General features: G+C 51.0%; 18 protein-coding genes. 2 read left to right on the top strand and 16 right to left on the bottom strand.

The annotated features are described in order from the left end of the window. Nucleotides 1-130: 130 nt before the first annotated feature. The 8 genes from AC50YG_RS30670 to ftsE form a co-directional block, all read right to left on the bottom strand. Nucleotides 131-343 carry a PH domain-containing protein gene (locus AC50YG_RS30670; RefSeq protein WP_341279826.1) on the bottom strand — a complete coding sequence of 71 codons (213 nt, stop codon included), beginning with the start codon at nucleotides 341-343 and terminating at the stop codon, nucleotides 131-133. Between the two features lie 358 nt (nucleotides 344-701). Continuing rightward, nucleotides 702-3584, bottom strand: coding sequence for an excinuclease ABC subunit UvrA (gene uvrA, locus AC50YG_RS30665; RefSeq protein ID WP_494832510.1), 2883 nt, complete (start codon nucleotides 3582-3584; stop codon nucleotides 702-704). A 42-nt stretch (nucleotides 3585-3626) separates the two neighbouring features. Further along, complete coding sequence (uvrB, locus tag AC50YG_RS30660) at nucleotides 3627-5624, bottom strand: excinuclease ABC subunit UvrB (protein ID WP_445933767.1); 1998 nt, start codon at nucleotides 5622-5624, stop codon at nucleotides 3627-3629. Nucleotides 5625-5950: 326 nt separating this feature from the next. Then, nucleotides 5951-7288 carry a PDZ domain-containing protein gene (locus AC50YG_RS30655; RefSeq protein WP_494832507.1) on the bottom strand — a complete coding sequence of 446 codons (1338 nt, stop codon included), beginning with the start codon at nucleotides 7286-7288 and terminating at the stop codon, nucleotides 5951-5953. 142 nt (nucleotides 7289-7430) lie between these two features. Further along, a complete protein-coding gene (locus tag AC50YG_RS30650) occupies nucleotides 7431-8966 on the bottom strand; it encodes a S41 family peptidase (RefSeq protein WP_494832502.1) in 1536 nt (511 codons plus the stop codon). A 296-nt stretch (nucleotides 8967-9262) separates the two neighbouring features. Continuing rightward, nucleotides 9263-10525: a murein hydrolase activator EnvC family protein gene (locus AC50YG_RS30645; protein ID WP_494832498.1), complete on the bottom strand. Its 1263-nt coding sequence runs from the start codon at nucleotides 10523-10525 to the stop codon at nucleotides 9263-9265. 12 nt (nucleotides 10526-10537) lie between these two features. After that, entirely contained in the window at nucleotides 10538-11449 is a 912-nt protein-coding gene (gene ftsX, locus AC50YG_RS30640; RefSeq protein WP_494832496.1) for a permease-like cell division protein FtsX, read from the bottom strand. Further along, nucleotides 11439-12125 carry a cell division ATP-binding protein FtsE gene (ftsE, locus tag AC50YG_RS30635; RefSeq protein ID WP_046229739.1) on the bottom strand — a complete coding sequence of 229 codons (687 nt, stop codon included), beginning with the start codon at nucleotides 12123-12125 and terminating at the stop codon, nucleotides 11439-11441. The genes ftsX and ftsE overlap by 11 nt, the downstream gene beginning before the upstream one ends. 269 nt (nucleotides 12126-12394) lie before the next feature. On the opposite strand from ftsE, the gene AC50YG_RS30630 reads away from it, so the two are divergent. Then, entirely contained in the window at nucleotides 12395-13876 is a 1482-nt protein-coding gene (locus AC50YG_RS30630; protein WP_494832494.1) for a VanW family protein, read from the top strand. A 250-nt stretch (nucleotides 13877-14126) separates the two neighbouring features. Further along, nucleotides 14127-16076 (top strand): amidase family protein, encoded by a 1950-nt coding sequence (locus AC50YG_RS30625; RefSeq protein WP_494832493.1) that lies wholly within the window; start codon nucleotides 14127-14129, stop codon nucleotides 16074-16076. Nucleotides 16077-16202: 126 nt separating this feature from the next. Here the strand turns inward: AC50YG_RS30625 and argH are convergent, their stop codons facing one another. The 8 genes from argH to AC50YG_RS30585 all read right to left on the bottom strand — a co-directional run bounded on the left by argH (nucleotide 16203) and on the right by AC50YG_RS30585 (nucleotide 25567). Then, the gene (argH, locus tag AC50YG_RS30620; RefSeq protein ID WP_341279835.1) at nucleotides 16203-17618 is read right to left on the bottom strand and encodes an argininosuccinate lyase; all 1416 of its coding nucleotides are present in this window, start codon (nucleotides 17616-17618) and stop codon (nucleotides 16203-16205) included. A 96-nt stretch (nucleotides 17619-17714) separates the two neighbouring features. Further along, nucleotides 17715-18944: an argininosuccinate synthase gene (locus tag AC50YG_RS30615; protein WP_046229721.1), complete on the bottom strand. Its 1230-nt coding sequence runs from the start codon at nucleotides 18942-18944 to the stop codon at nucleotides 17715-17717. 94 nt (nucleotides 18945-19038) lie between these two features. Next, entirely contained in the window at nucleotides 19039-20016 is a 978-nt protein-coding gene (gene argF / locus AC50YG_RS30610; RefSeq protein WP_473756458.1) for an ornithine carbamoyltransferase, read from the bottom strand. Nucleotides 20017-20041: 25 nt separating this feature from the next. Then, entirely contained in the window at nucleotides 20042-21250 is a 1209-nt protein-coding gene (argD, locus tag AC50YG_RS30605) for an acetylornithine transaminase (protein ID WP_494832490.1), read from the bottom strand. 30 nt (nucleotides 21251-21280) lie between these two features. Continuing rightward, a complete protein-coding gene (gene argB, locus AC50YG_RS30600; RefSeq protein ID WP_494832488.1) occupies nucleotides 21281-22072 on the bottom strand; it encodes an acetylglutamate kinase in 792 nt (263 codons plus the stop codon). Between the two features lie 45 nt (nucleotides 22073-22117). Then, nucleotides 22118-23359 (bottom strand): bifunctional glutamate N-acetyltransferase/amino-acid acetyltransferase ArgJ, encoded by a 1242-nt coding sequence (gene argJ, locus AC50YG_RS30595; protein ID WP_473756455.1) that lies wholly within the window; start codon nucleotides 23357-23359, stop codon nucleotides 22118-22120. A gap of 49 nt (nucleotides 23360-23408) precedes the next feature. After that, nucleotides 23409-24458, bottom strand: coding sequence for an N-acetyl-gamma-glutamyl-phosphate reductase (argC, locus tag AC50YG_RS30590; protein WP_494832486.1), 1050 nt, complete (start codon nucleotides 24456-24458; stop codon nucleotides 23409-23411). A gap of 185 nt (nucleotides 24459-24643) precedes the next feature. Beyond that, nucleotides 24644-25567 carry a YitT family protein gene (locus tag AC50YG_RS30585; RefSeq protein WP_494832484.1) on the bottom strand — a complete coding sequence of 308 codons (924 nt, stop codon included), beginning with the start codon at nucleotides 25565-25567 and terminating at the stop codon, nucleotides 24644-24646. Nucleotides 25568-25773 lie beyond the last annotated feature (206 nt).

Here is a 25773-nt window from a genome sequence, read left to right as displayed (position 1 = left end):
CGCCTCCATTGATTGACTCGTCAGTCAGTTTTGATTTAAATCCTATCGGATCACTTGTATATTGTCAAGTGGATAACAAAAAAAGACCACCCAGGTCGCATTCAACTTGGACGGTCTTTCTTGTTTGTCGTTATGCCAACCATACTTTGGTGATCATGATGTAATCAATAAACAAAAACAATCCCAAAGATACAGCTGTGAAACCAATCGCGAAAATGTTCTTCTTGCGCTCTTTCACCAACCGGACAAAGCCGATCAATAACAAAATTGTAAACGCAAGCATAAACCAGTCAAACGTGTTAATGTTGCTGGTCGCTTGTGCTGCTTCTTCTGCCAAAAACATTTGAATGACCCCTCCCACAGTTAAGCTTTTGCTCCATTTCACTTGCTTTAGGACCTGTCCTCCAAACCAAAAAAATCCATTTGGCCACACGCATCCTATCCTAACCTATATGTTATCTTTTCCATGCGCCTGACGCAAGTCCGAATCTGTTTTCGTAACAACTTTGTCACGTTTGTCCATCAAGCATGACTAATACCTTATTGCCAATCAGGCTAATCCTTTTCCACTATCTCCTTATACGTTGTCCAGCTTTGCCCATCCTTATAACCTGCGGCCGTCATGGAATATGGATGGAATTCAAATTAGACAAAGAAAAAAAGCTAACCCACATCAATGGGCTAGCCTTACATCATCAGGCCTAATTAGACGCCGCAGCAACGGACGCTTGCGTCTCGCGCCGCTGGATGGTCCGTTCCCGGTCACGCTCCATAATAGGCTTCAGGTATTTCCCTGTATAGGACTTGTCTACCTTCGCCACTTCCTCCGGCGTTCCCGTCGCAACGATTAAGCCGCCGCCGCTTCCGCCTTCCGGCCCCAAATCGATCAAATAATCGGCTGTCTTAATGACATCGAGATTATGCTCAATGACAAGCACCGATTCACCCGAATCAACAAGGCGATGCAAAACCATCAACAGACGGTCAATATCATCGGCATGCAAGCCTGTCGTCGGTTCATCCAGAATGTACAACGTTTTCCCCGTACTCCGGCGATACAGCTCGGAAGCCAGCTTAACACGCTGTGCTTCGCCTCCAGACAATGTCGTTGCAGGTTGTCCCAGGCACATATAACCTAAGCCTACATCAAGCAGCGTCTGTAATTTGCGCTGGATTTTCGGGATATTTTCGAAAAACTTGCAGCCATCCTCAATTGTCATTTCCAGCACATCGGAAATGCTCTTGCCTTTATATTTCACTTCCAGCGTTTCGCGATTGTAACGCTTGCCTTTGCAAATTTCGCAAGGGACATACACGTCAGGCAGGAAATGCATTTCAATCTTGATAATGCCGTCTCCACGGCAAGCCTCGCAGCGGCCGCCCTTCACATTAAAGCTGAATCTGCCCTTCTTATAGCCCCGCACCTTGGACTCATTCGTCGAAGCATAAAGATCGCGTACATCGTCAAACATGCCCGTATACGTAGCGGGATTCGAGCGTGGCGTTCTGCCAATTGGCGATTGGTCAATATCAATAACCTTCTCCAAATGCTCGATTCCGCGCATTTCCTTATATTGTCCAGGCCGTGTTCTCGCTCGGTTCAAATCACGCGCCAGCGTCTTATAGACGATTTCGTTGACGAAGGTTGATTTGCCCGAACCAGATACGCCAGTAACCGCCGTAAAAATGCCAAGCGGAATCTTTACATTGACACCACGCAAATTGTTTTCCTTCGCACCGCGAACCTCCAGCCATTTGTCTCCCGCCGCACGACGCTCCAGCGGCACCTCAATAAACTTGCGTCCGCTCAAATATTGACCCGTCAACGAATTTTCATTGTGCATGATTTCCGCTGGTGTTCCTTCCGCGATAACGGTACCGCCATGAATGCCCGCACCAGGGCCAATGTCGATAATATAGTCAGCAGCCAGCATCGTATCCTCATCATGCTCTACAACAATCAGCGTATTGCCGATGTCCCGCATATGCACAAGCGTCTCAATCAACCGATCATTGTCCCGCTGATGAAGTCCGATGCTCGGCTCATCCAAAATATAAAGAACGCCCATCAGGCTCGACCCGATTTGTGTTGCCAATCGAATCCGCTGCGCCTCACCGCCGGACAGCGTTCCAGCCGCCCGGTTCATCGCCAAATATTCCAGCCCGACATTGACAAGGAAGCCTAGCCGACTGTTGATTTCCTTCAAAATCAGATTGGCAATCGTTTGTTCCCTCTCCGTTAATACCAGTCCTTCGAAGAAGCGCTGCGAATCGCCAATCGAGAGCGAAGTGACATGAGCGATGTTCTGGGAGGCAATCGTTACAGCAAGTGTTTCCTTGCGCAGCCGCTGGCCTTTACAGCCGCCACAAGGCTTAGCACTCATATAAGCTTCGATGTGTTCCCGCATGGAATCGGACGCTGTCTCGCGGTAGCGCCGCTCCAAATTATTGACGATACCTTCAAACGGTACATAAGCCTCTTTACGATGACCAAAGTCATTCTCGTATAGGAAGCGAACACGTTCTCCACCGGTACCATAAAGCAGCTTATTCATTTGCTCGTCGCTGAGCTCAGAAACCGGCACATCCTGTGGAATGCTATAATGCTCACAAACCGAGCTTAAAAACTGCGGATAATAATTGGACGTGCTTCCAGCCCAAGCAAGAAAAGCAGCTTCTTTAATAGATTTGCTCATATCGGGAACGAGCAGATCCGGATCGACGATCATCTTCGCGCCTAGTCCGTCACAATCCGGACAAGCACCGAACGGGCTGTTGAACGAAAACATCCGCGGCGCGAGCTCCTCTACGCTAAAGCCGCATGCTGGACAAGCCAGGTTTGAGCTGAACAACAGCTCTTCCTTCTCCATTACGTCAACGAGCACCCGGCCATCGGCCAATTTAAGCGCCGTCTCTATCGAATCAGCCAAGCGGCTGTGCACGTCTGCCTTCACAACGATACGGTCAACAACGACCTCAATGCTATGTTTTTTATTTTTCTCCAGTTCGATCTTCTCACTGAGCTCGCGCAGCTCGCCATTTACGCGAACGCGGACAAAACCCTGCTTCTGGATGTCGGCAAACAGCTTCGTATGCTCGCCCTTGCGGCCGGATACGAGCGGAGCCAAAATTTGCAGCTTCGTCTTCTCGGGATATTCCATAATGCGATCGACCATTTGTCCTACGGTCTGCGAAGTAATTTCAATCCCATGCTCCGGACAATGCGGCTTGCCGATTCGTGCGTATAACAAGCGAAGGTAGTCGTAAATTTCCGTTACTGTACCTACAGTGGAGCGCGGATTGCGGCTCGTCGTCTTCTGGTCAATTGATATCGCCGGAGACAATCCTTCGATAGAATCTACATCTGGCTTCTCCATTTGGCCGAGAAACTGTCTTGCGTAGGCAGATAAAGACTCCACATAACGGCGCTGTCCTTCGGCGTAAATGGTATCAAATGCAAGGGACGATTTGCCTGAGCCGCTCAAACCCGTCAATACAACAAACTTGTCGCGCGGAATGGTGACATCAATATTTTTCAAATTGTGTGCACGAGCGCCTTTTACTACAATTTTGTCGCTTCCCAATCTTATTGCCTCCTCTTTCCTATCCATTCTCTTCTTTCGCTGCTACATTCCCGCACGCAGCTCCAACAACGCATCCCGAAGCTCGGCCGCCCGCTCAAATTGCAGGTTTTTAGCCGCATCCTTCATTTCGACTTCCAATCTATTAATCATCGACTGACGATCCTTCTTCGACATCTTGCCAGATCCGGCATCCGCCAAATAATCAGCCTTCTGCTCGGCAACCTTAGTCGCTTCAATAACTTCCAATACTTTCTTGCGAATCGTCTGCGGCGTAACGCCATGCTTCTCGTTGAAAGCTTCCTGAGTCGTCCGCCTACGTTCCGTTTCCTTCATCGCACGGCTCATTGAATCCGTCACCTTATCGCCATACATGATGACCCGGCCCTCGCTGTTGCGCGCCGCACGGCCAATCGTTTGAATCAGCGAGCGGTCTGAGCGCAGGAAGCCTTCCTTATCCGCATCCAAAATCGCTACCAGCGATACTTCAGGCAAATCCAACCCCTCCCGGAGCAGGTTAATGCCAACCAGCACGTGGAACACGCCAAGTCTTAGGTCCCGCAATATCGCAATCCGCTCCAGCGTCTTAATATCCGAGTGCAGATAACGCACCTTCACACCTATTTCCTTAAAATAATCGGTTAAGTCCTCCGCCATCTTCTTCGTCAGCGTCGTGACCAATACCCGCTCATCCTTCGCCACCCGATCGCGAATTTCGCCTAGCAAATCATCAATTTGCCCCTTCGTTGGACGAAGCTCAATGATCGGATCAAGCAGGCCTGTAGGCCGAATAATTTGCTCTACCATTGTCGGACATTGCTCCAGCTCAAAAGGACCCGGCGTAGCGGAAACATAAATCGTCTGCTTGGCCTTCGCTTCAAACTCCTCGAACTTAAGCGGCCGATTGTCCATCGCCGATGGCAGCCGGAAGCCATGGTTGACGAGCATTTCCTTCCTTGCCCGGTCGCCGTTGTACATCGCGCGAATTTGCGGCAGCGATACATGCGATTCATCAATAACAATGAGCATGTCATCCGGAAAATAGTCGAAGAGCGTGTACGGTGTTGCTCCCCGTTCCCGGAACGTCAATGGACCCGAATAGTTCTCAATGCCCGAGCAAAAACCCATCTCGCTCATCATCTCGATGTCATAGCGCGTACGCTGCTCAAGCCGCTGCGCTTCCAGCAGCTTGCCCGCTTCCTTAAGCTCGGCAAGCCGCTCCTCCAGCTCGCGCTCAATATTAACGAGCGCAAGCTTCATCGTATCCTCATGGGTAACGAAGTGAGACGCCGGAAAAATCGCTACATGCTCGCGCTCGCCCACGATCTCGCCGGTCAAAACATCGATTTCCGTAATCCGTTCAATCTCATCGCCGAACAGTTCAATTCTAATCGCCCGCTCATTATTGGCAACGGGAAAAATCTCTATAATATCGCCGCGGACACGGAATGTGCCGCGAATAAAGTTAATATCGTTGCGCTGATATTGAATATCGACGAGCTTATGCAAAATCGCATCGCGGGGCTTCTCCATCCCTACGCGCAGCGACAGCAGCATGCTGCCGTACTCCTTCGGCGAACCTAAGCCGTAAATACAGGAGACGCTGGCCACAACGATAACGTCTCTTCGTTCGAATAGCGAGCTGGTCGAAGAGTGGCGCAGCTTATCGATCTCTTCATTAATACTCGAATCCTTCTCAATATAGGTATCGGTTGAAGGAATATAAGCTTCCGGCTGAAAATAGTCGTAATAGCTGACGAAATATTCCACGGCATTATCGGGGAAAAATGACTTAAATTCGCTGCACAGCTGCGCTGCGAGCGTCTTGTTATGCGCAATAACGAGCGTAGGCCGATTAACCTGCGCAATCATATTGGCAATCGTATAAGTTTTTCCCGTTCCAGTCGCACCCAGCAGCGTTTGAAACCTCTCTCCTGCTTCAACGCCTTCAACCAGCTGCCTAATAGCACGCGGCTGGTCGCCTTGCGGCGTATAATCGGATTTAAGCTCAAAATTGCGGGCTTGCGGTGCAAAATTACTCACTTCAGCCATCCACTCCTTCTTCCTTCCTAAGCTATCTATCATTATAGTCTATATCGCGCAAAAGAAGCAGCAAGCCTCAATTTGTTCATGCTGTTACAAGTAATTCCAATTCATAAAGGCAAGTCTGCCCTTTATAAGAATATGTGTTCCCGTTTATTATAGCTCTAAGCATTCTCCGTTGCAACCAGCTAAATTTCCCTACATTAAAAAACCGCACTGACAGCAGCAAAAGTCTGTCAGTGCGGTTTTGAATGATATTTGATATGCAGCCTGTCCAGCAATTTCAGGCAATGGCCATTCATTTCGGAAAGCGCCTCTGCTTGCAGCTATACTGTTGTCTTCTCGCTAGAAGCAGCGCCTTTCACAGGGGCTGGCGCTGCAGATGAACTCCGGCGATGCGCAGTTCGCTTGTGCCTCAATAAATCAAGCAGCGAAGCAGGGCCCGATGCCGCATAGAAATTCGCATCCTCGTCCGGCGCCAAAATAACCCCGAGTTGATGATGCTCATTTTCATAACGCGCACGCTGCACAAACTTTACTTCTCCCGCAAAGTTCAGCACTTCCAGCTTGCAGAAAGCCGAGTTGAGATGAAGCGCGGCATGCAGATCTGTTTTCGAATGCACGCGAACGCCATTAACCTTCGAAATAATCTCGCCTGCCTGAAGCCCCAGCGCCTCAGCCGGCGTTTGCGGCAAAATCCCTAGCAAGCGCAAGCCGCGCTGGTCATGAACGAATAGCGGGCTGCTGGCATTTTCCAGCCTGCGGCTGCGCCAGATAATCGCTTCATGGAGCAGCAGCGAGCAAAGAGCGGCAATGGGCAGCAGCACGGGCAGCCACCAAGCCAGCAAAGCTGCTGCTGCGAGGGCGACACTGTAAAGCAGCAAGCCTTTTGCAGCGTGCTTGGCCTTCTCCTCAGGCAGCATCGAGCGTGTTAATTCGCTAAAGCCGATAATCATTGGCAGCGCAGCTATTGTCCAGCCCTGCGACCAGTCCGCGCCGAGCAGCGGTGTCCATGGCAATGCTGTTGTTGAAGCATCTGCACCCGCACCTCCGCCAATGGGAACGAGCAGCAGCAAAGGGACTGGCCAAAAGCTTTGCAGCATGTAGCCGCCGACAATTTTCCCTCTCTTGCCCGAGAGGAACAGTGGCGTCGCCAGCTTGCCGCCCTGTTTTCGCACGAGCAGCGCCTCTGCCAAATGCAGCAGAGCTACCAGCATGAACAGCCCTGTCATATCCATGGCGGCGAGCGAGGCCGCTGCTTGACCGACTATACCTTCGCCCGAAGCAAGCGGCGTAAACCCAACGATCCATTGCAGCAGGCCAAGTACGCCAGCCGCATAAGCAAAGCATAAATATCGGATGCGAAACAGCATCAGCAGCGCGGATACGCCCCAGAGCCACATGACCGACTGCTGCGTAACGGAAACGCCGATAAAAGCCCCTATGAGAGATACAGCTATGCCTACCAGCAAGCCTGTGACGATTGCCCGGCCGAGCAGCCGGGGCCATATATGCAGCTTAACGGCGAACAATTGCCGTTCAAGCTTGATCTGCTTCGTGTATTGGAGCAATATAAATAAAATAGCCACATAATAAAAAGGTTGTACCAGCAGTTGAAGCAACGCCAACTGGAATTGCTGCAACAAAGCAAGAGCCTGATTCACCGCATACACTCCTTCATTTTTACCAACTTGTTCCTGTATCCGCCCTAGCGGCTTTTTCCCCTCTCATACCTGCTGCCTACTCAAAAGAAAAGGCTGACTCCGAAGACAGAGTCAACCTTGTTAGGGATTCGACAACGAGACGTTATTTCCTGCCTACACGTTCAATCGCTTCCCGAAGCTGCACATCGTTGTTCTTGTCTTTAACCCAAGCAACAACTGCTTTCTCCAATGCTGTCGCTGTAGTCTTGTCCAGTTTTCCCGTCACCGCCAGACTCGATTCTCTCTGGAATTGCTTGACCGCCTGCACGGTTTCCTCATTGAAATAACCATCGTCACGCTTCGGCTCATAACCAAGCCCCTTAAGCATAATTTGCGCACTGCGAATTTGCTCATTGTTCATATCACGCTGCAGCGTTTCGTTTATGGTCAGCCGCGCAACGGTGTAAAGCGAAGGCGGAGCTACGGCAACAGTCGGCTCAACGCCCTTCTCATGAATCCAGATGCCTTTCGGCGTCAGCCACTTGGCAATCGTCATTTTTACCAGACTGCCATCACCCAGCGCTTTATTATAGCTGACCTGTACCGTTCCTTTGCCGAACGTCGTCTCGCCGACAAGAATCGCACCGGCTTCCTCGCCAAGCGCGCCAGCCAATATTTCCGAGGCGCTGGCGCTGCCTTTGTTCATGACTACGGCGACCGGATAAGCCTTGCTGCTGCCTTTTGACAACGTCTTCTCCCGCTTGCCGTCGCGATCCTCCACCTGAACAATCGCATCGCCCTTCGCAATAAACTGCTCGGCAATTTCCACAACGACCGGCAATACGCCGCCAGGGTTATTGCGGACATCAATTACGAGGCCCTTAAGGCCTTGCCGTCCCTTATCGGCTGCTCCTTCGCTGCCCCGAGCGCTAGACTGCACCTGAGCCTGCCCTGCTGACTGCTGCTTCGCTTCCTGCTCCAGACGAGCAAGCTCTTCCTTGAAGCGTTCGGCCGTATTGAGCGAAAACTGACGAATTTCAATGACACCAATTCGGTCATCGGACAAATGGGCATATACGGTTTCCACATCAATATCATCCCGAATTAAAATCAGCTGGATCGATTCGCTTGTGCCTGTCCGCTGGATTTGCAGCTTGGCCTTCGTCCCTTTCGGTCCGCGAATTTTGTCTACCGCCTCATTCAGTCCAAGGCCCTCCAGCTTCTCTCCATTAACCGAAATGACGACATCCTTCGCCAGCAGTCCCGCCCGTTCGGCAGGGGAGCCTTTGATCGGAGATACGACGACGAGCTTGCCGTTTTGCAGCGTCACTTCCGCGCCAATACCTGTGAAGGACCCTTCGATGGATTCAGAAAAATGCTGCGCCGACGTCTTCTCCATATAAACGGAGTAAGGGTCATCCAGCGATTCCAGCATGCCTTTGACTGCACCATCTACCAGCTCTTCACGATCCGTCTTCTTCACGTATTTGGTTTCAATCAAATCCAGCACCGCATTCATTTTGTCAATCTCGGCTTCATTCAGATCATGTTGCCCGCTAGTTTCGGCAGCTGCCGGAGCGGAGCCTGACGCCTGATAGCTACCCACGACAAGATCGCGAGCCACTACAAGCGTGACCAGAACAGAAGCGAGCATCGTAATCATTACAAAAGCAATGACTGTACGGCCTCTAAACTGCATATTCAGGACACCACCTTCTCGTTTGACCACAGCATTAAATAGAACCTACTTCAGTTCATGCCTTCCCGCTTGGAAGACACGCCCTAGTATATGACAAGTTCTGTCCATTTATTTGCGTCTGCCCAGCGACCCACCTATTCCATATTTTTCAAGCGTAAACGGCGTTGCCATCAAAGGATGGCAACGCCCGTTTCGCACTGAAGCAGAAATAGAAGCTAATTTATTATGAAGACTCGTATCATTGCTTAAATTTCGAACAAGGGCAGCCCGAAGGCTGCCGCTTGTTACTGATCGTCCTATTTTAAATAGCTGCTTGGATCCGTTGTTGAACCATTAATCCGCACCTCAAAATGCAAATGCGGTCCGGTGGAATTGCCCGTGCTGCCAACCTCGGCAATTTTTTGGCCTTTTGTAACACTGTCGCCTTTGCTTACTTTAATGCCGCCTTCGCGAATGTGGCCATACAGCGTCCACATGCCGCCTCCGTGGTCGATAATGACGGCATTGCCATAACCGCTCCAGCGCTGCGCCATAAGGACAACGCCGCTTTCTGCCGCATGTATAGCCGTTCCCTGCGGAGCTGCAAAGTCGATGCCGGTATGGAGCTTCCTAGAACCCGTTATCGGGTGAATCCGGTAGCCGTAGCCCGAGCTGACACGATACGAATCAAAAATAGGCATGCCCAGCTTTCCGCCCGTATAGACGGCACCGCCGCTTCCGCCTCCGCTGCTGCCATTGCCTTTACCCGCAGCAGCGGCCGCAGCCGCTGCAGCTTTTTCCCTCGCGATTCTTTCCGCTTCCAGCTTCGCTACCTTCTCGGCTTCCAGCTCGGATACCTTCTGTGCGAATTCAATCATTAGTGCTTCCTGCTCTGCGCTTATATCTTCGAGATCCTCAAGCTGATGATCATATTCGGCAACCAGCTTGTTTTTCTCGGCTTCTTTTTTCGCTAGATCGCTTTGGTAATTTTGCAGCTTGGCATACATCGTTTTAACTTCTTCAAGCTTGTGCTCAACCTCGGCTTTTTTCTCCTCTACCAATGCCTGATCGACTTTGTTTTGCTCTAAAATGCTGCGATCCTGGCTTAAAATCAGCTGAAGCGAATCGAACCGGTCGATAAAATCGGAAAAGCTGCTCGCATTCAGCAAGACGTCAAGATACGACACCGAGCCGTTCTCATACATAAGCCGCAGACGCTGCTGGATCAGAATGTCGCGTGTTTTAACACGTCCTTCCGCCTCAACCAGCTCTGCACCAGCCTGCTGAAGCTCCGATTCCGTTTGGTCAACCTTTGCTTGCGTATTATTCATATTGACTACAACCGCATCCAGCTGTGCCAATACGGCTTTAATTGAGGCTTGTACATCAGATTTGAGCGTCGATACTTCCGTCTTTTGCTGCTCTGTCGCGTCAGCTTCCTTCTGCGCTTTGTCAATGGCCTTCTTGGCATCTGTAAGCTGCTTGTTAATGCTGTCCAGCGATGCGGCACTGCTGCTCAGTGGCTGAACAAGCAATACCGTCATTATCACCATAAGAACGATTAGATTTCTTCTCTTCACCGACGCGTCCACCTACACTTTCAAATATTTTCGAATGGATATCGTACTTCCCCATATGCCGATCAAGGAGCCCAGTCCAATTAATACACCGCTAATTTCAAGTCCAACCTGCTGAACCGATACGAGACTAAGCATCATCAGCCCAAGTCCCTCCTGCGTCAATTTGACAAACTGCGCGTAGCTGACGAGCAGTACCGCCGTCGTCAATATCGAAGCAATCATGCCAATAAGCGCACCTTCAATGAAAAATGGCCAGCGGATAAACGCATTCGTTGCGCCTACCAATTTCATAATGCCGATTTCCCGGCGCCGGGCAACAATCGTCACTTTAATCGTGTTAGAAATGAGGAACATAGCCGTAACCGTAAGCGCAAGTACGATCACGAGGCCAATTGTACGCACCGCATTCGTAATTTTGAACAGCGTTTCAATTTTGCCTTCCCCATATTTCACACTCGTAATAGGCACCGATTCATCACCTGTGTTGAGCGCCTCGATCTGCGCAGCTGCAATGCTGACAGACTGAGGTTTAAATACTTCTACCGTAAAAGAGTCCGGCAGCGGATTGCTCGCATCATCATAGCCGTCAAGCAAGCCTTCGTCACTCAAGTTTTTGCGAAGCTCCTCAAGTCCCTCTTCCTTCGTAACCAGCGTAACTTGCTTCACTTCAGAAAGGGCGAGAATTTTATTCTCGACCTCTTTCATCTTCGCCTTGTCTATATCCAGCTGCAGAAATACGCGAATTTCCACCTTGCTCTCCACCGAGGAGGCAAAATTGTTTACATTCAGCGCCAGCAGCATAAAAGCCCCGAGCAAAAACAACGAAATAAAAATCGAGCTAATGGAAGCAAACGACATCCAGCCGTTGCGAATAATATTTTTACAGCCTTCTCTAAGGTGGCGGAGCAGGGTTCTAAATTTCATAACCGTACTCCCCTCTTGCCTCATCCCGAACGACCAAGCCATTCTCGATAGCGATGACACGCTTGCGCAAGCTGTTTACAATATCGCGGTTATGCGTCGCCATGACGATGGTTGAACCGCGGAAGTTGATTTCCTCCAGCAAAGCCATAATTTCCATGGACGTCTCAGGGTCTAGGTTGCCGGTAGGCTCGTCCGCTACAATAACCGACGGGTTATTCACTATTGCCCGGGCAATCGACACACGCTGCTGTTCTCCCCCTGAAAGCTGGGCCGGCAGGCTGGCATGCTTATGCTTAAGACCAACGAGATCGAGAACCTCCATCGTCCGTTTTTTAATAATCCGCTTGGGCGCTTCGATAACCTCCATCGCAAAAGCGACATTTTCAAACACCGTCAGCTTCGGAAGCAATCTAAAATCTTGAAAAATAACGCCTATGTTGCGCCGTACAAATGGAATTTTGCGTGGCTTGAGCTTGCCTATATTAAAACCATTTACGGAAAGCTGCCCTTTCGTAGGCACTTCCTCGCGATAGATCAGCTTCATGAAGGTTGATTTCCCAGCCCCGGAAGGCCCTACCAAATACACAAATTCATTACGATCTATGCGTACGGACACTCCTCGCAGTGCATGGGTACCGTCGACGTAAGTCTTCCAAATGTCTTGCATTTCAATCACGTTATCACATCCTGTTTTTAGTCAGCATTAGTAATTCGACAATGACGTGGCAAATCCTTTCTTTTCGACGGTTTCTTTCCTCATTTTTCACAATTCTCATATTCATTCTAGCTGCTTGCATATACATAACAGAGTCGCTTTTGAAATATAAGAATTTATAAGTTACGTACTTATAAATGGGTTTATATTTCTCGGAGTGAAACGAGCTGCGCCGCCAAAGGACGGCGAAGTCGTTTTTTGCTTGACCCGAAGGAAGGGGGATTGTCCCATTGAAAAAACTACATCTCATCAGCATTTTTGTATTTGCCCTGCTGCTTGCAGCGTCCGTCAGCTGGGGTGGACTCACCTATTATGCCGAGCAGCGCACCGTGCCGACAGGCGTAACAGCGGGCGGGCTTAATATTGGCGGAATGCCTATTACAGAAGCGGTAAAGCTGCTGAGCGACTATGAGCAGGCTCTAGGAGCGCGCGAACTGACGGTTGCTACTGGCAACGCTGGCTCGGACAGGCGCACATGGAGGGCGGAGGAGCTCGGCTACCAAGCAAATACTGCGGAAGTGCGCGAGGCTTTGCAGCAGCTTGGCAAAGGAACGTTATGGGAAGCGGCAAAATATCGCTATCATTTTCCGCCAACCTTTGAGCTTGCGCAGACGTTTGATCAAGCATTGTTCGAAAAGCTTGTTCGCCAGCAGTGGGGCTGGCTAGAGCAAAATGAGCCCAAAGATGCCACCCGAACCATCACGGATCAGGACGAAATTTTTTATGAGCCGGAGGCAGAAGCCTACCGTATTGAAATGAGCCGCCTCGCTGCGGAAGTGAAAAATTGGCTCTGGCTCGCCGCCGATACTAGTTCTCCTGTGAAACAGGCGGCGTATCGCACCGAGCTTCCTATCCTCACCCTATCTCCCTCCGTCACGCTGGAGCAGCTCAAGGCGCAGGGGGTCGAGCGCAAATTGATGTCGTTCACGACCGACTTCGCTGCTAGCACAGAAGGCCGCGCTTATAATGTCGCCTCAACGGCGGCTGCTCTCGACAACTGGCTGCTGGCTCCGGGCGAGGTTTTTGACTACAGCAAAGTCATTCGCAGGGTCGAGGAAAAATACGGCTTTCGGGAAGCGCCCGTCATCTTGAACGGCAAGCTTGTTCCCGGTATTGGCGGCGGCATCTGCCAAGTGTCCAGCACGCTTTACAATGCCGCACTGCGCGCCGGACTTGAAATTGTCGAAAGACGCAACCACTCGCTTCCCGTTTCTTATTTGCCCGTTGGACAAGACGCCACCTATGCCGACGGCGCCATTAACTTTCGGTTTCGCAACTCAACGGACAAGTACATCGTCATTCGTGCTACATCTGAGGGACGCAAGCTGACGGTCAAGCTATTCGGAAATAGGTCCGAGGACGTCCACTACCGCATTGAATCGGTTACTGTCGGCACGCTGTCTCCAGAGGTGCAGCAGCTTCAAGACCCTGCACTGCCAGCTGGCACACGCAAGGTAATCGCTCCTGGGCGCAATGGCTACGTCGTCGACACATTTAGAGTGACGCTGGAAAATGGCAAGCCGCCATTAAAGGAACGCATTTCGCGCGACACTTACCGTGCTCAGCCTACTGTCATTCATATTGGCACAGGGAAAGCAGGGGGCACCGATCAGCTACCCGTCCCTCAACCCGCTCCAGCTCCAAGCGCGTCAAGCTCACCCAACGGATCGGGTACACCGACAGAACCGCTTCTTGAGGATGGCATTAGCTAAATCTCGATATTCAACATCGTAATTATATGATAATTGTATAACATGAATATAACATGAATAGATTCAGCATTATAATAGATGTTAGTTTTATTAACACATTGAGATAACGGGATGAAATGGCTGATATATCTAGTAATTCAGTTATTCAACCGCTTACTTGGGTGATTTATGAACCTTGCGTACTTTATGCCCTCTACTATACTCTTTAATTATGTCAGATTACATTACATAATAGAGAGGGAGTTTAAAGATGCCAAATCTTCTTTCATCATGGAAAAAACACAGTGCTGCTTTGCTTGTCGGCGCATTGCTGCTCACAGGGCCTTTAACAGCCTCTACTGCTGCGGCAGCAGCTGTCTATCAAGGAGAATCTTCGAAAGCGATAGAGCTGAAGCTGGGGGATGCCAGCATTTCCCCTGATAAACTTATTCCTTCGGCGGAGCTAAAAAAACTGTTTGACCAAAGCGCCAAGCTCGCAGGCGGAGACGCTATGTTTAAAGCCACACCAAAAGGGGCGACTGTCACTCGCAAGGATGCTGCGGTTATGATCGCTGAAGGACTGCATTTGTCCCCAGCCACCGAACCATACAAAGACGTGCCGGATAAAGCATCCTATGCTGCATCGGTAGGAGCGGTCATGGAAGCGAAGCTGATGCTTGGCGTTAACCAGACCCAATTTGCGCCAAATCAACCACTAACTTATGCGGGGGCCTATGCGCTTGCCTATCGCATTTATAATTACAGCATGCCATTCCTGCTGCCAGAAGCGACGATTGCCAGCATTCAGCAGGCTGTCGGCCAAGGCAAGCTTACTTACAAAGAACTGGTTCAGCAATATTTGGACCGCATCGAGAAATACGATGACCAAGGCATTAAGCTGAACGCAATTTTGACGATTAATCCAAGGGCGCTTGAAATCGCCGAGGAGCTGGATAAAGAACGTGCTTCCTCCGGCATTCGCGGCCCACTGCATGGCATTCCCGTTATTGTGAAGGACAACTATGACACAAATGACATGCCAACGACGGCAGGCTGCCTCTGCCTGAAGGATTCCATTCCTTCGGAGGATGCCGATCAGGTTGCCAAGCTTAAGGCGGCAGGCGCCATTATTTTAGCCAAAGCCAATTTGCATGAGTTTGCATTCGGCATTACAACTAGCAGCTCCCTGGGCGGTCAAACCTTGAACCCTTATGCACTGGACCACTACCCCGGCGGCTCTAGCGGCGGTACAGGCGCTGCCATTGCGGCAAACTTCGGCGTTATTGGCATGGGCACCGATACAGGCGGCTCCATCCGCATCCCTTCGACCTATAACAGTCTGGTCGGCATTCGCCCAACGATCGGCCTCTCCAGCCGCGACGGCATCATCCCGCTTGCCCTGTCGCAGGATGTAGGCGGACCTATGACCCGGACCGTGACGGATGCAGCCATCGTATTGGACGCAACGGTTGGTTATGACCCTGACGATGTCGCGACGGCAGCAAGCATCAGCCACATTCCGAGCAGCTACACGAGCTATCTGGATGCAAAAGGCTTGAAAGGCGCGCGCATTGGAGTGGCGACCGAGCTATTCGGAGCTGCGGAAGCAGAGCAGCCTACCACTGAGGTGGTACAAGCGGCTGTTAAGGATTTAGCTAAGCTAGGAGCGGTAACTGTCGATATTACCATTCCAAACCTGAAGGAAATTATGGCTTATCCAAGCCTCAGCGGCTACGAATTCAAATTCCAGCTGAATGAATATTTAGCTGAACTGGGCTCCAGAGCCCCTTACCACTCGCTTACTGAAATTATTGCTTCCGGTCAATTCGACAAGTCGATGGAAGCTTCGCTCAAAACACGTGATGCCAGACAATCGCTGAATACAGAGGACTACAAAGATATCGTGCTGTTCCGCACCAAAACGACAAAAGATGCGCTGCTGAAAGTGATGGCTGATCATAAGCTTGATGCGATCGTCTATCCTTCCACTACGCAAACAGCAGCATTGATTGGCGAAGCACAAAGCGCAGGCGGCAATAATCGCCTCAGCCCGTTCTCCGGCTTCCCAGCCATTACAGTGCCTGCCGGCTACACAGCTGAAGGACTCGGGGCGAGCATTGAATTCCTGGGCCGCGAATACAGCGAGCCAACGCTGATCAAGCTGGCTTACTCCTACGAGCAAGGGACGAAGCATCGCGTCGCTCCTGTACTTGCCCCATAAGGAAGCAGCACATACGCATACGCAAGCAATTACTTTAATTACAAGCTCACGCGAGAAAGCAAAAAATCTCCAAACCCACTGTAAAGGTGGATTTGGAGATTTTTGATTTTATATCACAAACAGCGCTTAACGGCTGCGCTCTGCGTATTCCGTTACCCATGCGGCTACCTTCAGCAGGTCCTCATCGGCACGGCCAATAGCTGCTTCAACCTGTACAGTCGCTGTGCCGCCATAGACGTTTCGCGCATCGACAACCTGCTCCGGCTGGAGCACCGCATAAATGCGATCATCAAACAGCTCGGAAAATCGCTTGAATTCCTCCAGCTTCAAATCGAGCAAATATTTGCCCTGCTCGATGCAATAAAGCACCGTTTTACCGATAACTTCATGCGCTTGGCGGAAAGGCAGACCTTTGCCCACGAGGAAATCGGCAATATCGGTCGCATTGGAGAAATCTTGATTAACCGCTTGGCGCATCCGGTCTTTGTTGACCTTCATCGTCGCGATCATCGGCGCGAACAACTGCAGCGCGCCTTGCAACGTGCGAACCGTATCAAACATGCCTTCCTTGTCTTCCTGCATATCCTTGTTGTACGCGAGCGGAAGTGATTTTAAAACCGTAAGCAGGCCAACAAGGTTGCCATAGACACGGCCTGTTTTGCCGCGCACTAGTTCAGGCACATCCGGATTTTTCTTCTGCGGCATAATGCTGCTGCCTGTGCAGAAGGCATCATCCAGCTCTACGAAATTGAACTCTGTGCTGGACCACAGGATGAGCTCCTCGCTGAGACGCGACAGATGCATCATAATGATCGAAGCATGGGAGAGAAATTCCAAAATAAAGTCGCGGTCACTGACTGCATCCAAGCTATTTTCATAAACACGATCAAATTTCAGCTGGCTGGCTACAAAATGACGGTCAATCGGGAACGTCGTTCCCGCAAGTGCGCCTGCGCCAAGCGGCAGCATATTAATGCGTTTGTAGCTGTCTTGCAGACGCTCGATGTCGCGTCCGAACATCGCTACGTAAGCCATCAGATGATGGGCGAACAAAATCGGCTGGGCGCGCTGCAAATGCGTGTAGCCCGGTACGATTGTAGCCGTATTCGCTTTCGCCTGCTCCACGAGCGACGCTTGCAGCTTTTGCAGCAAATCCACAAATTCTACAACGCGCTTGCGCAAGTAAAGATGCATATCGGTCGAAACCTGGTCATTACGGCTGCGTCCAGTGTGCAGCTTACCGCCTACGGAGCCAATGTCGTCAATGAGCGTTTTCTCGATATTCATATGAATATCCTCGTCGGACACCGAGAACTCCAGATCATTGCGCTTGATGCGCTGCAAGACGCGGTGCAGGCCGTCCTGAATCGTCTCCACATCTTTATCTGGCAAAATGCCCTGCTTGCCCAGCATCGTCACATGAGCCAAGCTGCCTTGAATATCTTCTTCCGCCAGTTCCTTGTCGAACAGGATGGATGCTGTGTACTCCTCCACCAACTGATCGGTCTTCTTCGTAAATCTGCCGCCCCATAACTTGCTCACGTTATCGCACTCCCTCCCGGATAAGGCACAGGCCGCTGCATGCAGCGGCCTCTCCTGTGCTTCCGGCATCTATTAATAAATGACGTACTTTTATTGTTATTTACCGCTGTATTTCGTTCCGACCTTCAAACGCAGTGCGTTCAGGCGGATAAAGCCTGTAGCATCGCCTTGGTCATAAGCTTGTGTCGGATCAGCTTCCATCGTAGCGATCTCTGGGTTGTACAAGCTCACAGGGCTTTGTACGCCAGCGCCGATGATATTGCCTTTGTACAGCTTCAGGCGTACAGTGCCCGTCACGTTTTTCTGGGATTCCAGCACGAGAGCTTGCAGCGCAAGACGCTCAGGTGCGAACCAGAAGCCGTTATATACAAGCTGGCTGTATTTTGCAATGAGGGAATCACGCAGATTCATGACTTCACGGTCCATCGTGAGCGACTCCATTTTGCGGTGTGCGCTGAACAGGATTGTGCCGCCCGGCGTCTCATAGACACCACGGCTCTTCATGCCGACAAAACGGTTTTCGACCATATCCACGCGGCCAATACCGTGCTTGCCGCCCAAGTCATTAAGCTTGTCCATGACTTGCAGCGGAGTCAATGACTCGCCATTAATGGCCGTACAGTTGCCCGCTTCAAAGGACAATTCCACATATTCGGATTGGTCCGGCGCATCTTCCGGCGCTACGCTGAGCACGAACATATCTTTGTTCTCATCGGAGCTTGGATCGAACCAAGGATCTTCCAGCATGCCGCTCTCAAAGCTGATATGCAGCAGGTTGCGGTCAGTAGAATAGGGCTTGGCAGCCGAAGCTTGAACGGGAATGTTGTGCTTCTCGGCATAAGCGATCATTTCTGCGCGTCCCGGGAACTCTTCACGGAACTGCTCTTCACGCCAAGGCGCGATCACTTTAATATCAGGAGCAAGCGCGGCAACGCCGAGCTCAAAACGAACTTGGTCGTTTCCTTTGCCAGTCGCGCCATGAGCGATAATGGTCGCACCTTCAGCGCGTGCAATATCAACCATACGCTTCGCGATCAGCGGGCGGGCAATCGAGGTACCAAGCAGGTATTGACCTTCATAGAAAGCGCCAGCTTGGAACATCGGAAAAATAAAATCAGACGCGAACTCATCGCGCAGATCGTCGATATAAACTTTCGAAGCGCCTGTCGCAAGCGCTTTTGCTTCCAGTCCATCCAGCTCATCCTTTTGCCCGATGTCAGCTGTGAACGCGATAATTTCCGCATCATACGTTTCTTTCAGCCATTTGAGAATGACGGACGTGTCCAAACCGCCCGAATATGCCAATACGATTTTTTCCTTAGCCATTGTAATTGTCGCACTCCTTAAAATCATGATGAATAATCCCGGCGAATATTCAGCTATGCGGGTGGCAAACTGAATAACGCCGAATTAAGCTCTGTTACATAATCGCGGCCATAATGGCCTTTTGAGCATGAAGACGATTTTCCGCCTGGTCAAAAATAATCGAGTGGTCGCCGTCAATAACGCCCTCACTCACTTCCTCGCCGCGATGTGCAGGCAAGCAGTGCATGAATAAATAGTCTTTCTTCGCATGTGCAGTCAATGCTTCATTCACTTGATAAGCGGCAAATGCTTTCTCGCGTTCCTTCTGCTCCGCTTCTTGCCCCATGCTCGCCCATACGTCCGTATAAACAACGTCAGCGCCTTCAATGGCTTCTCTCGGATCGCGGCATACATGAATGCGCGAGCCGGTCTCAGCTGCATGATCCTTCGTCTGCTGCACGATATCTGCATCCGGCTCATAACCTTCCGGAGTCGCAACCGACATGTGGATGCCCAGCTTAGCTGCTCCCATCAGCAGGGAGTGAACCATGTTGTTGCCATCACCAATATAAGCCACTTTCAGCCCTTCCAGCTTGCCTTTGTGCTCCAGAATAGTCTGGTAGTCAGCCAGCGCCTGACAAGGATGGGAAAGGTCTGTCAAGCCGTTAATAACCGGTATCGTTGCACCGCGTGCCAGCTCCACTACTTTGCGATGAGCAAACGTACGAATCATAATGCCGTCCAAATAACGCGAAAGTGTCTGTGCCGTGTCCCAAATCGACTCGCCCCGTCCGATTTGCAAATCATTGCCGCTCAGGAACAGTCCGTGTCCGCCGAGCTGGTAAATGCCCGTCTCGAACGATACGCGCGTACGCGTCGACGATTTTTCAAAAATCATTCCGAGTGTTTTTCCTTTAAGCAAATGATGCGTTTCGCCCGCTTTCAGCTTTTGCTTGAGCTCGATAGCGAGATCAATCAGGTAACGGATTTCCGCTGGCGCATAATCCACCAGCATGAGAAAATCGCGGCCTTTCAGGCTCGCAGCCATTTCTTCTTTTACTGCTTCTTGCAATCGTATCTCCTCCACTTCCATCTATGCGTTTCATTTATGATAGCTGTTATTTATTGTCGCCAGCGCCTGTGCCTGCCAGCAGCTCTGCCAAAATGCTCACCGCTTGATCAATCTCCTCATTCGTAACGAGCAGATTTGGCAGCAGACGGATGACATTCGGCCCCGCCGAAATGACGAGCAGCCCTTTATCCTGCGCCGCCGTGAGCAATCCAGCGATTGGCTCCGCGCATTCAATACCTACAAGCAGCCCTTTGCCGCGAATGTCCTTCACGAATGAATTGCCCTCAAGCTTCGCTTTCAGTTGCGACGTTAAGTAGTCGCCCTTCTCCTCCGCACGCTCAGACAAACGGTCGCCGACAATGGTCTCCAGCGTCGCCTTCACAACAGCTGTTGCAATAGGTGTTCCGCCAAAAGTTGAACCGTGGCTTCCTGGACCAAACGCTTCACGCAGCTCTTCCCTGCACACAGCTGCCCCTACCGGGAAGCCGCTGCCAAGCCCTTTGGCCAGCGTGAAAATATCCGGTTCAATGCCGTAATGCTCATAAGCGAACAGCTTGCCTGTACGGCCCATGCCCGTCTGAATTTCATCGACGATAAGCAAAATGCCATGCTTGCGGCATAGCTTGCACAGGGCATGCACAAATGCCGGATCAGCCGGATAAATGCCGCCTTCTGCCTGAACCAGCTCCAGCATAACTGCCGCTGTTTTATCGCTGATTGCCGCTTCCAGCGCTTCAATATCATTGTAAGGAATGTATCTGAAGCCCTCCGGCAACGGAGCAAAACCTTCCTTTACCTTCTCTTGGCCCGTCGCAGTCAAGGTTGCCAGCGTCCGTCCATGGAAAGAATTTTCGAACGTAATGATTTCATAACGGCCATTGCCTTTAATCTTCTGCTGGTATTTGCGCGCCAGCTTAATTGCCGCTTCATTCGCCTCTGCGCCCGAGTTGCAGAAAAATACAGCGTCGCCGCTGCTGTTGTCCGTAAGCAGCTTAGCAGCTTCCTCCTGATTCGGAATATGAAACAGGTTGGATACATGCCACAGCTCATCCAGCTGCTTAATTAAAGCTTCCTTAATTTTGCGAGGCGCATGTCCCAAATTCGTAACGGCAATGCCGCTCATGAAATCAAGGTAACGCTTGCCCTGATCATCCCATAGCCAGCTTCCCTCGCCCTTCACCAGCGCGATTGGGTATCTCGCATAAGTAGGAAGCAGTGAATTTGCCGCTGCCGAAGTTTTTGTTTTCTCACTCATCGTTTATATCCTCCCTCCCGCTCTCGCGATTTAAACCCCTTTGACGATACGCGTACCGACTCCGCCCTCGCGCACTGCCTTAGTCAATACGCCTGGCTCCTCGCCGCTGACGATGACCACTTCCTGCACCTGTCCTTGAATACATTGCACAGCTGCGCGAACCTTCGGAATCATTCCACCATATATTTCTCCGCTTGCGATCATCTCGTCAATATCAGCAACAGTGACCACAGGCAGCACCTGCTTCACGCCATCGACCGTACGCATAATGCCCGGCACATCGGTTACTACGATCATTTGATGAACGCCCAGATGGGAAGCTACAGCTCCAGCCGCAGTATCCGCGTTAATGTTATAGCGCTGCCCCTGTGCGTCAATGCCTACAGGCGCGATAACAGGAATATAACCCATTGCCATCACGCCTTCTATAACAGCAGCATTAATGTCCATCACATCGCCTACAAAGCCAATCTCATCAGCGTTTGCGACCGGACGGGCTGTAATCAGCTGGCCATCCACACCGGATAAGCCGAGCGCCTGTGCGCCGCAGGAAGACATTTTCCGAACAATTTCCTTGTTGATGCGTCCAGACAAAACCATTTCGACGACATCCAGCACCGCTTCGCTCGTCTTGCGCAAGCCGCCGACAAACTCGGTCTCAATGCCAAGCTTCGCCAGCGTCTCCGAGATCGCCGGGCCGCCGCCATGTACAATAACTGGGCTAACGCCGGATTGCTGCAGCTCCCGCAGCTCGCCAAAAAAAGATTCAGGCAGCGCAGCCAGTGTACTGCCGCCGCATTTCATTACAAATCGTTGCGTCATGCTATTATGAGCTCCTTTATCGCTTAATGCCCGCCTTATGCACCGTTATGTACGGTAAGCCGCATTAATTCGCACGTAGTCATAAGTCAGGTCACAGCCCCAAGCTGTTGCCGCGCCCGCTTCCATATGCAGATCCACATGAATGACGACCGTATCGCCCTTCAAATATTCCAAAGCTTTCTCCTCGTCAAAAGCGACCGGCTTCGACTGCTGCAGCGTTACAATGCTGCCCAGCGAAATATCGACCGTATCCGGGTTGACAGGCTCGCCAGCGCGGCCTACTGCCGCAATAATCCGGCCCCAGTTCGCATCAGCGCCAAATACCGCTGATTTCACAAGAGAAGAACCAATGACCGTCTTTGCAATCGCCTGCGCCGATGCATCGCTAACCGCACCGCGCACCTGAACCTCGACAAGCTTCGTTGCGCCTTCGCCGTCACGCGCGATCGCTTTCGCAAGCACCTCGCACACATGGCGAAGCGCCGCGCCGAAAGCTGCCCAGCCTTCATGCTGCGGATGAAGCTCGCTGTTGCCGGCAAGTCCGCTTGCCATCGCAACGAGCATATCGTTCGTGCTTGTATCCCCATCAACCGTAATCATATTAAAAGTATGGTTCGTCGCTTCACGCAGCACTTGCTGCAGCGCTTCGCTGCCAATTGCCGCATCCGTCGTAACGAAACCGAGCATCGTTGCCATGTTTGGGTGGATCATGCCGGAGCCTTTCGCCGCTCCAGCGATATGAATGAGCTGTCCGTCAATTTCTACGGATACGCAGACCATTTTTTGCACCAAATCGGTCGTCAAAATCGCTTGGCAGAAGCTTTCTGCCGCTTGCTTATCGGAAGCCAGCTTCGCTGGCAGCTCACTGATGCCGCTGCGTACTTTATCCATCTTGAGCAGCTCGCCAATGACGCCGGTAGAAGCTACCGCTACTTCATCCGCTGCAACGCCAACACGCTCAGCGAATTTATTGCGCATTTCATAAGCATCCGCTTCGCCCTGCTCGCCCGTGCAAGCATTGGCATTGCCGCTATTGACCAGCACAGCACGCAGGCGGCCATCCGCGCCAATGCTCTCGCGCGTCACCTTAAGCGGTGCCGCCTGAAATACATTTGTCGTGTACACGCCCGCCGCTGCCGCTGGAACCTCGCATACAATCGCGCCAAGGTCATTGCGCGTAGTTTTTTTGAGGCCGCAGTGAATGCCGCCCGCCGTAAAGCCCTTAGGTGTTGTAATCGAGCCTTCCGCCACAACCGTATAAAGGGGTGCCGTGTGTCCCTGTCCCATAATTACATCGTTCTCCTTCGCTTCATGCTAAATTAGATTATGCTGGTTCTTATGGATAAACAGGAACAAACTGCAAACCAAGCGTCTCATCCCAGCCCATCATAAGGTTCATGTTCTGAATCGCTTGTCCCGCTGCGCCTTTGACCAAATTATCAATGACCGAAACAATCGTTATTCTGCCTGTACGGCTATCGAACGCAAAGCCGATATCGCAATAGTTGGAGCCCCACACTTCCTTCGTCGCAGGCAGTTGTCCTTCAGGACGAATGCGCACGAACGGGCGGTTCTCGTAATAGCTGCGATACAGGTCCATAAAATCATCCGCGCTTCTGCCATCTTTCACCGTTGCATACATCGTCGTCATAATGCCGCGTGTCATCGGCACGAGATGCGTCGAGAATGTCGTCACAACGGGGCGCCCCGCAACATCGGAAAGCACCATTTCGATTTCAGGAGTATGCTGATGCTGATTCAGCTTGTACGCTTTCAAGCTCTCGTTCAGCTCGGAATAGTGCGTGCCAAGACTCGCGCCGCGGCCCGCTCCAGAAACGCCGGATTTCGCATCAATAATGATGCTGTCCGGATCGATAAAGCCAGCTTGCACAGCCGGAACTAGGCCAAGAAGCGCCGCCGTAACGTAGCAGCCTGGGTTGGAAATGAGATTCGCACCCCGCACACGGTCGCCATAAACTTCAGCCAATCCGTACACCGCTTGCTTCAAAAACTCCTCGTCCGCCGCCGGCTTTTTGTACCATTTTTCATATAACTCTCTATCTTGCAGGCGATAATCGCCGGATAAATCAATCACTTTAAGGCCTACAGCCAGCAAACCGGGTGCCAGCTTGGAAGCGACAGCCGCTGGTGTTGCCAAAAACACAACATCCGCTTTGCTGCGAATCGTCTGCGGCTCTACATCATCTAGCAGTTCTTCGCGAATGCTTATTAAGTGCGGGTATCCTTCCGTTATCGGCGTCCCCGCGCTGGATGATGAAATAACCGAGGTCACCTCAGCAAGAGGATGTGAGGCTAACAATCGAATAAGCTCAACGCCGCCGTAGCCGGTTGAACCGATAATAGCTATTTTCAGTTTTTCGCTCATATCCATCATCTCTCCCTATGAGACTATCTAAAAGTATATTGTACATGATTCGGCAGTCGATTAAAACACACTGTTTTTCCGTATTATTATACATGTCATTTCATATTAATACAATGAGCGAATGGATGTATTTTTGTGCCTCGCATGCTCGAACAACCCGCTGTTATGGAGCAATATTGCTATTTCTATTCCAGCTTAAACCCTTCCCCTACTACCTCTGATGTGTTGCTAATGATGACAAATGCAGACGGGTCCACCGTTCGAACGAGCTGCTTAAGCTTTGCCACTTCCATCTGCCCCACAACGACCATCAGTACGGTCCGGCCTTCCCCACTGTAGCCGCCATGCCCATCAAGCTTCGTTAAACCGCGGTCGAGATCATAAAGGATCGTCTCCGACAATTTTTCCGGCTCGCTGCTAATAATAAAAGCGACCTTTGAAACCGGCAGTCCGCTTTGAATAATATCAATCGTTTTGCTCGTTACAAACAGCCCGACTAAAGCATACAACGCCACTTCCGGCGAAATAAGCAGACCAGCCGCGATGATGACACACCCGTCAAAAATAGCAACGGCGAGCCCAAGCGATAACCCCGTGTACCGATGCAAAATTTGCGCAGCCAAGCCGAGCCCGCCCGTTGAGCCGCCTCCGCGAAAGACGATGCCAAGCCCGAGCCCCACACCGATCCCGCCATAAATAGCTGCAAGCAAAGGATTATGTGTTGGTGTTTCCCAATGGGAAGTAAGCAAGACGAATAACGGCAGCACAACGGAGCCAAGCGCCACTTTAAGCGCATAACGTTTGCCCAGCAGCCACAGCCCTACAAAAAACAAGGGAATATTTACAGCCCACTGCGTATAAGCTGGCGGAATGTCAACAAAACGCTGGACCAAAATCGAAATGCCGGAAACGCCGCCTGAGGCAATCTCATTGGGCACCAGAAATAAATTAAAGCTTGCCGCCATTAAAAAAGAGCCCAGCAGCACCTGAAGCATGCTCCAAAAGAGCTGTTTTCCGGGGCTGAGCGGTTTCTTTATTCGTTTATTTATTACCGTCGATTTAGCTGTGTACGACCTGCGGCTGCCTTTATCATTCATTTCTTTCACCATATCAAATCCCACCCAAATTCATAAAGTCTTATGTAAAACGCTCATAAAAAAAGAAGAGTTCCACCCTTGTTCGAGTCGGAACTCTTCTTAGCTTACGTCAATATGGCTTGATCCATGCGTATTCATCCATATCCTTTATCCTTATAGCCATTTACGGCAAATGCCCAGCACTCGGGTTAGCTTATAGGAACGCTGCAATCGCCAGC

It is taken from the genome of Paenibacillus sp. J31R34 (assembly GCF_059383715.1).
The sequence above is the reverse complement of the archived record's forward strand: the minus strand, read 5'-3'. Positions and strand labels throughout refer to the sequence as shown.

What these genes read in the sequence shown, in the direction of transcription:
- AC50YG_RS30670 (WP_341279826.1), bottom strand. Translation starts at nt 343, where the DNA reads ATGTTTTTGGCAGAAGAAGCAGCACAAGCGACCAGCAACATTAACACG.
- AC50YG_RS30650 (WP_494832502.1), bottom strand. Translation starts at nt 8,966, where the DNA reads ATGCAGTTTAGAGGCCGTACAGTCATTGCTTTTGTAATGATTACGATG.
- ftsX (WP_494832496.1), bottom strand. Translation starts at nt 11,449, where the DNA reads ATGAAATTTAGAACCCTGCTCCGCCACCTTAGAGAAGGCTGTAAAAAT.
- AC50YG_RS30625 (WP_494832493.1), top strand. Translation starts at nt 14,127, where the DNA reads ATGCCAAATCTTCTTTCATCATGGAAAAAACACAGTGCTGCTTTGCTT.
- AC50YG_RS30615 (WP_046229721.1), bottom strand. Translation starts at nt 18,944, where the DNA reads ATGGCTAAGGAAAAAATCGTATTGGCATATTCGGGCGGTTTGGACACG.
- argF (WP_473756458.1), bottom strand. Translation starts at nt 20,016, where the DNA reads ATGGAAGTGGAGGAGATACGATTGCAAGAAGCAGTAAAAGAAGAAATG.
- argD (WP_494832490.1), bottom strand. Translation starts at nt 21,250, where the DNA reads ATGAGTGAGAAAACAAAAACTTCGGCAGCGGCAAATTCACTGCTTCCT.
- argB (WP_494832488.1), bottom strand. Translation starts at nt 22,072, where the DNA reads ATGACGCAACGATTTGTAATGAAATGCGGCGGCAGTACACTGGCTGCG.
- argJ (WP_473756455.1), bottom strand. Translation starts at nt 23,359, where the DNA reads ATGGGACAGGGACACACGGCACCCCTTTATACGGTTGTGGCGGAAGGC.
- argC (WP_494832486.1), bottom strand. Translation starts at nt 24,458, where the DNA reads ATGAGCGAAAAACTGAAAATAGCTATTATCGGTTCAACCGGCTACGGC.
- AC50YG_RS30585 (WP_494832484.1), bottom strand. Translation starts at nt 25,567, where the DNA reads ATGGTGAAAGAAATGAATGATAAAGGCAGCCGCAGGTCGTACACAGCT.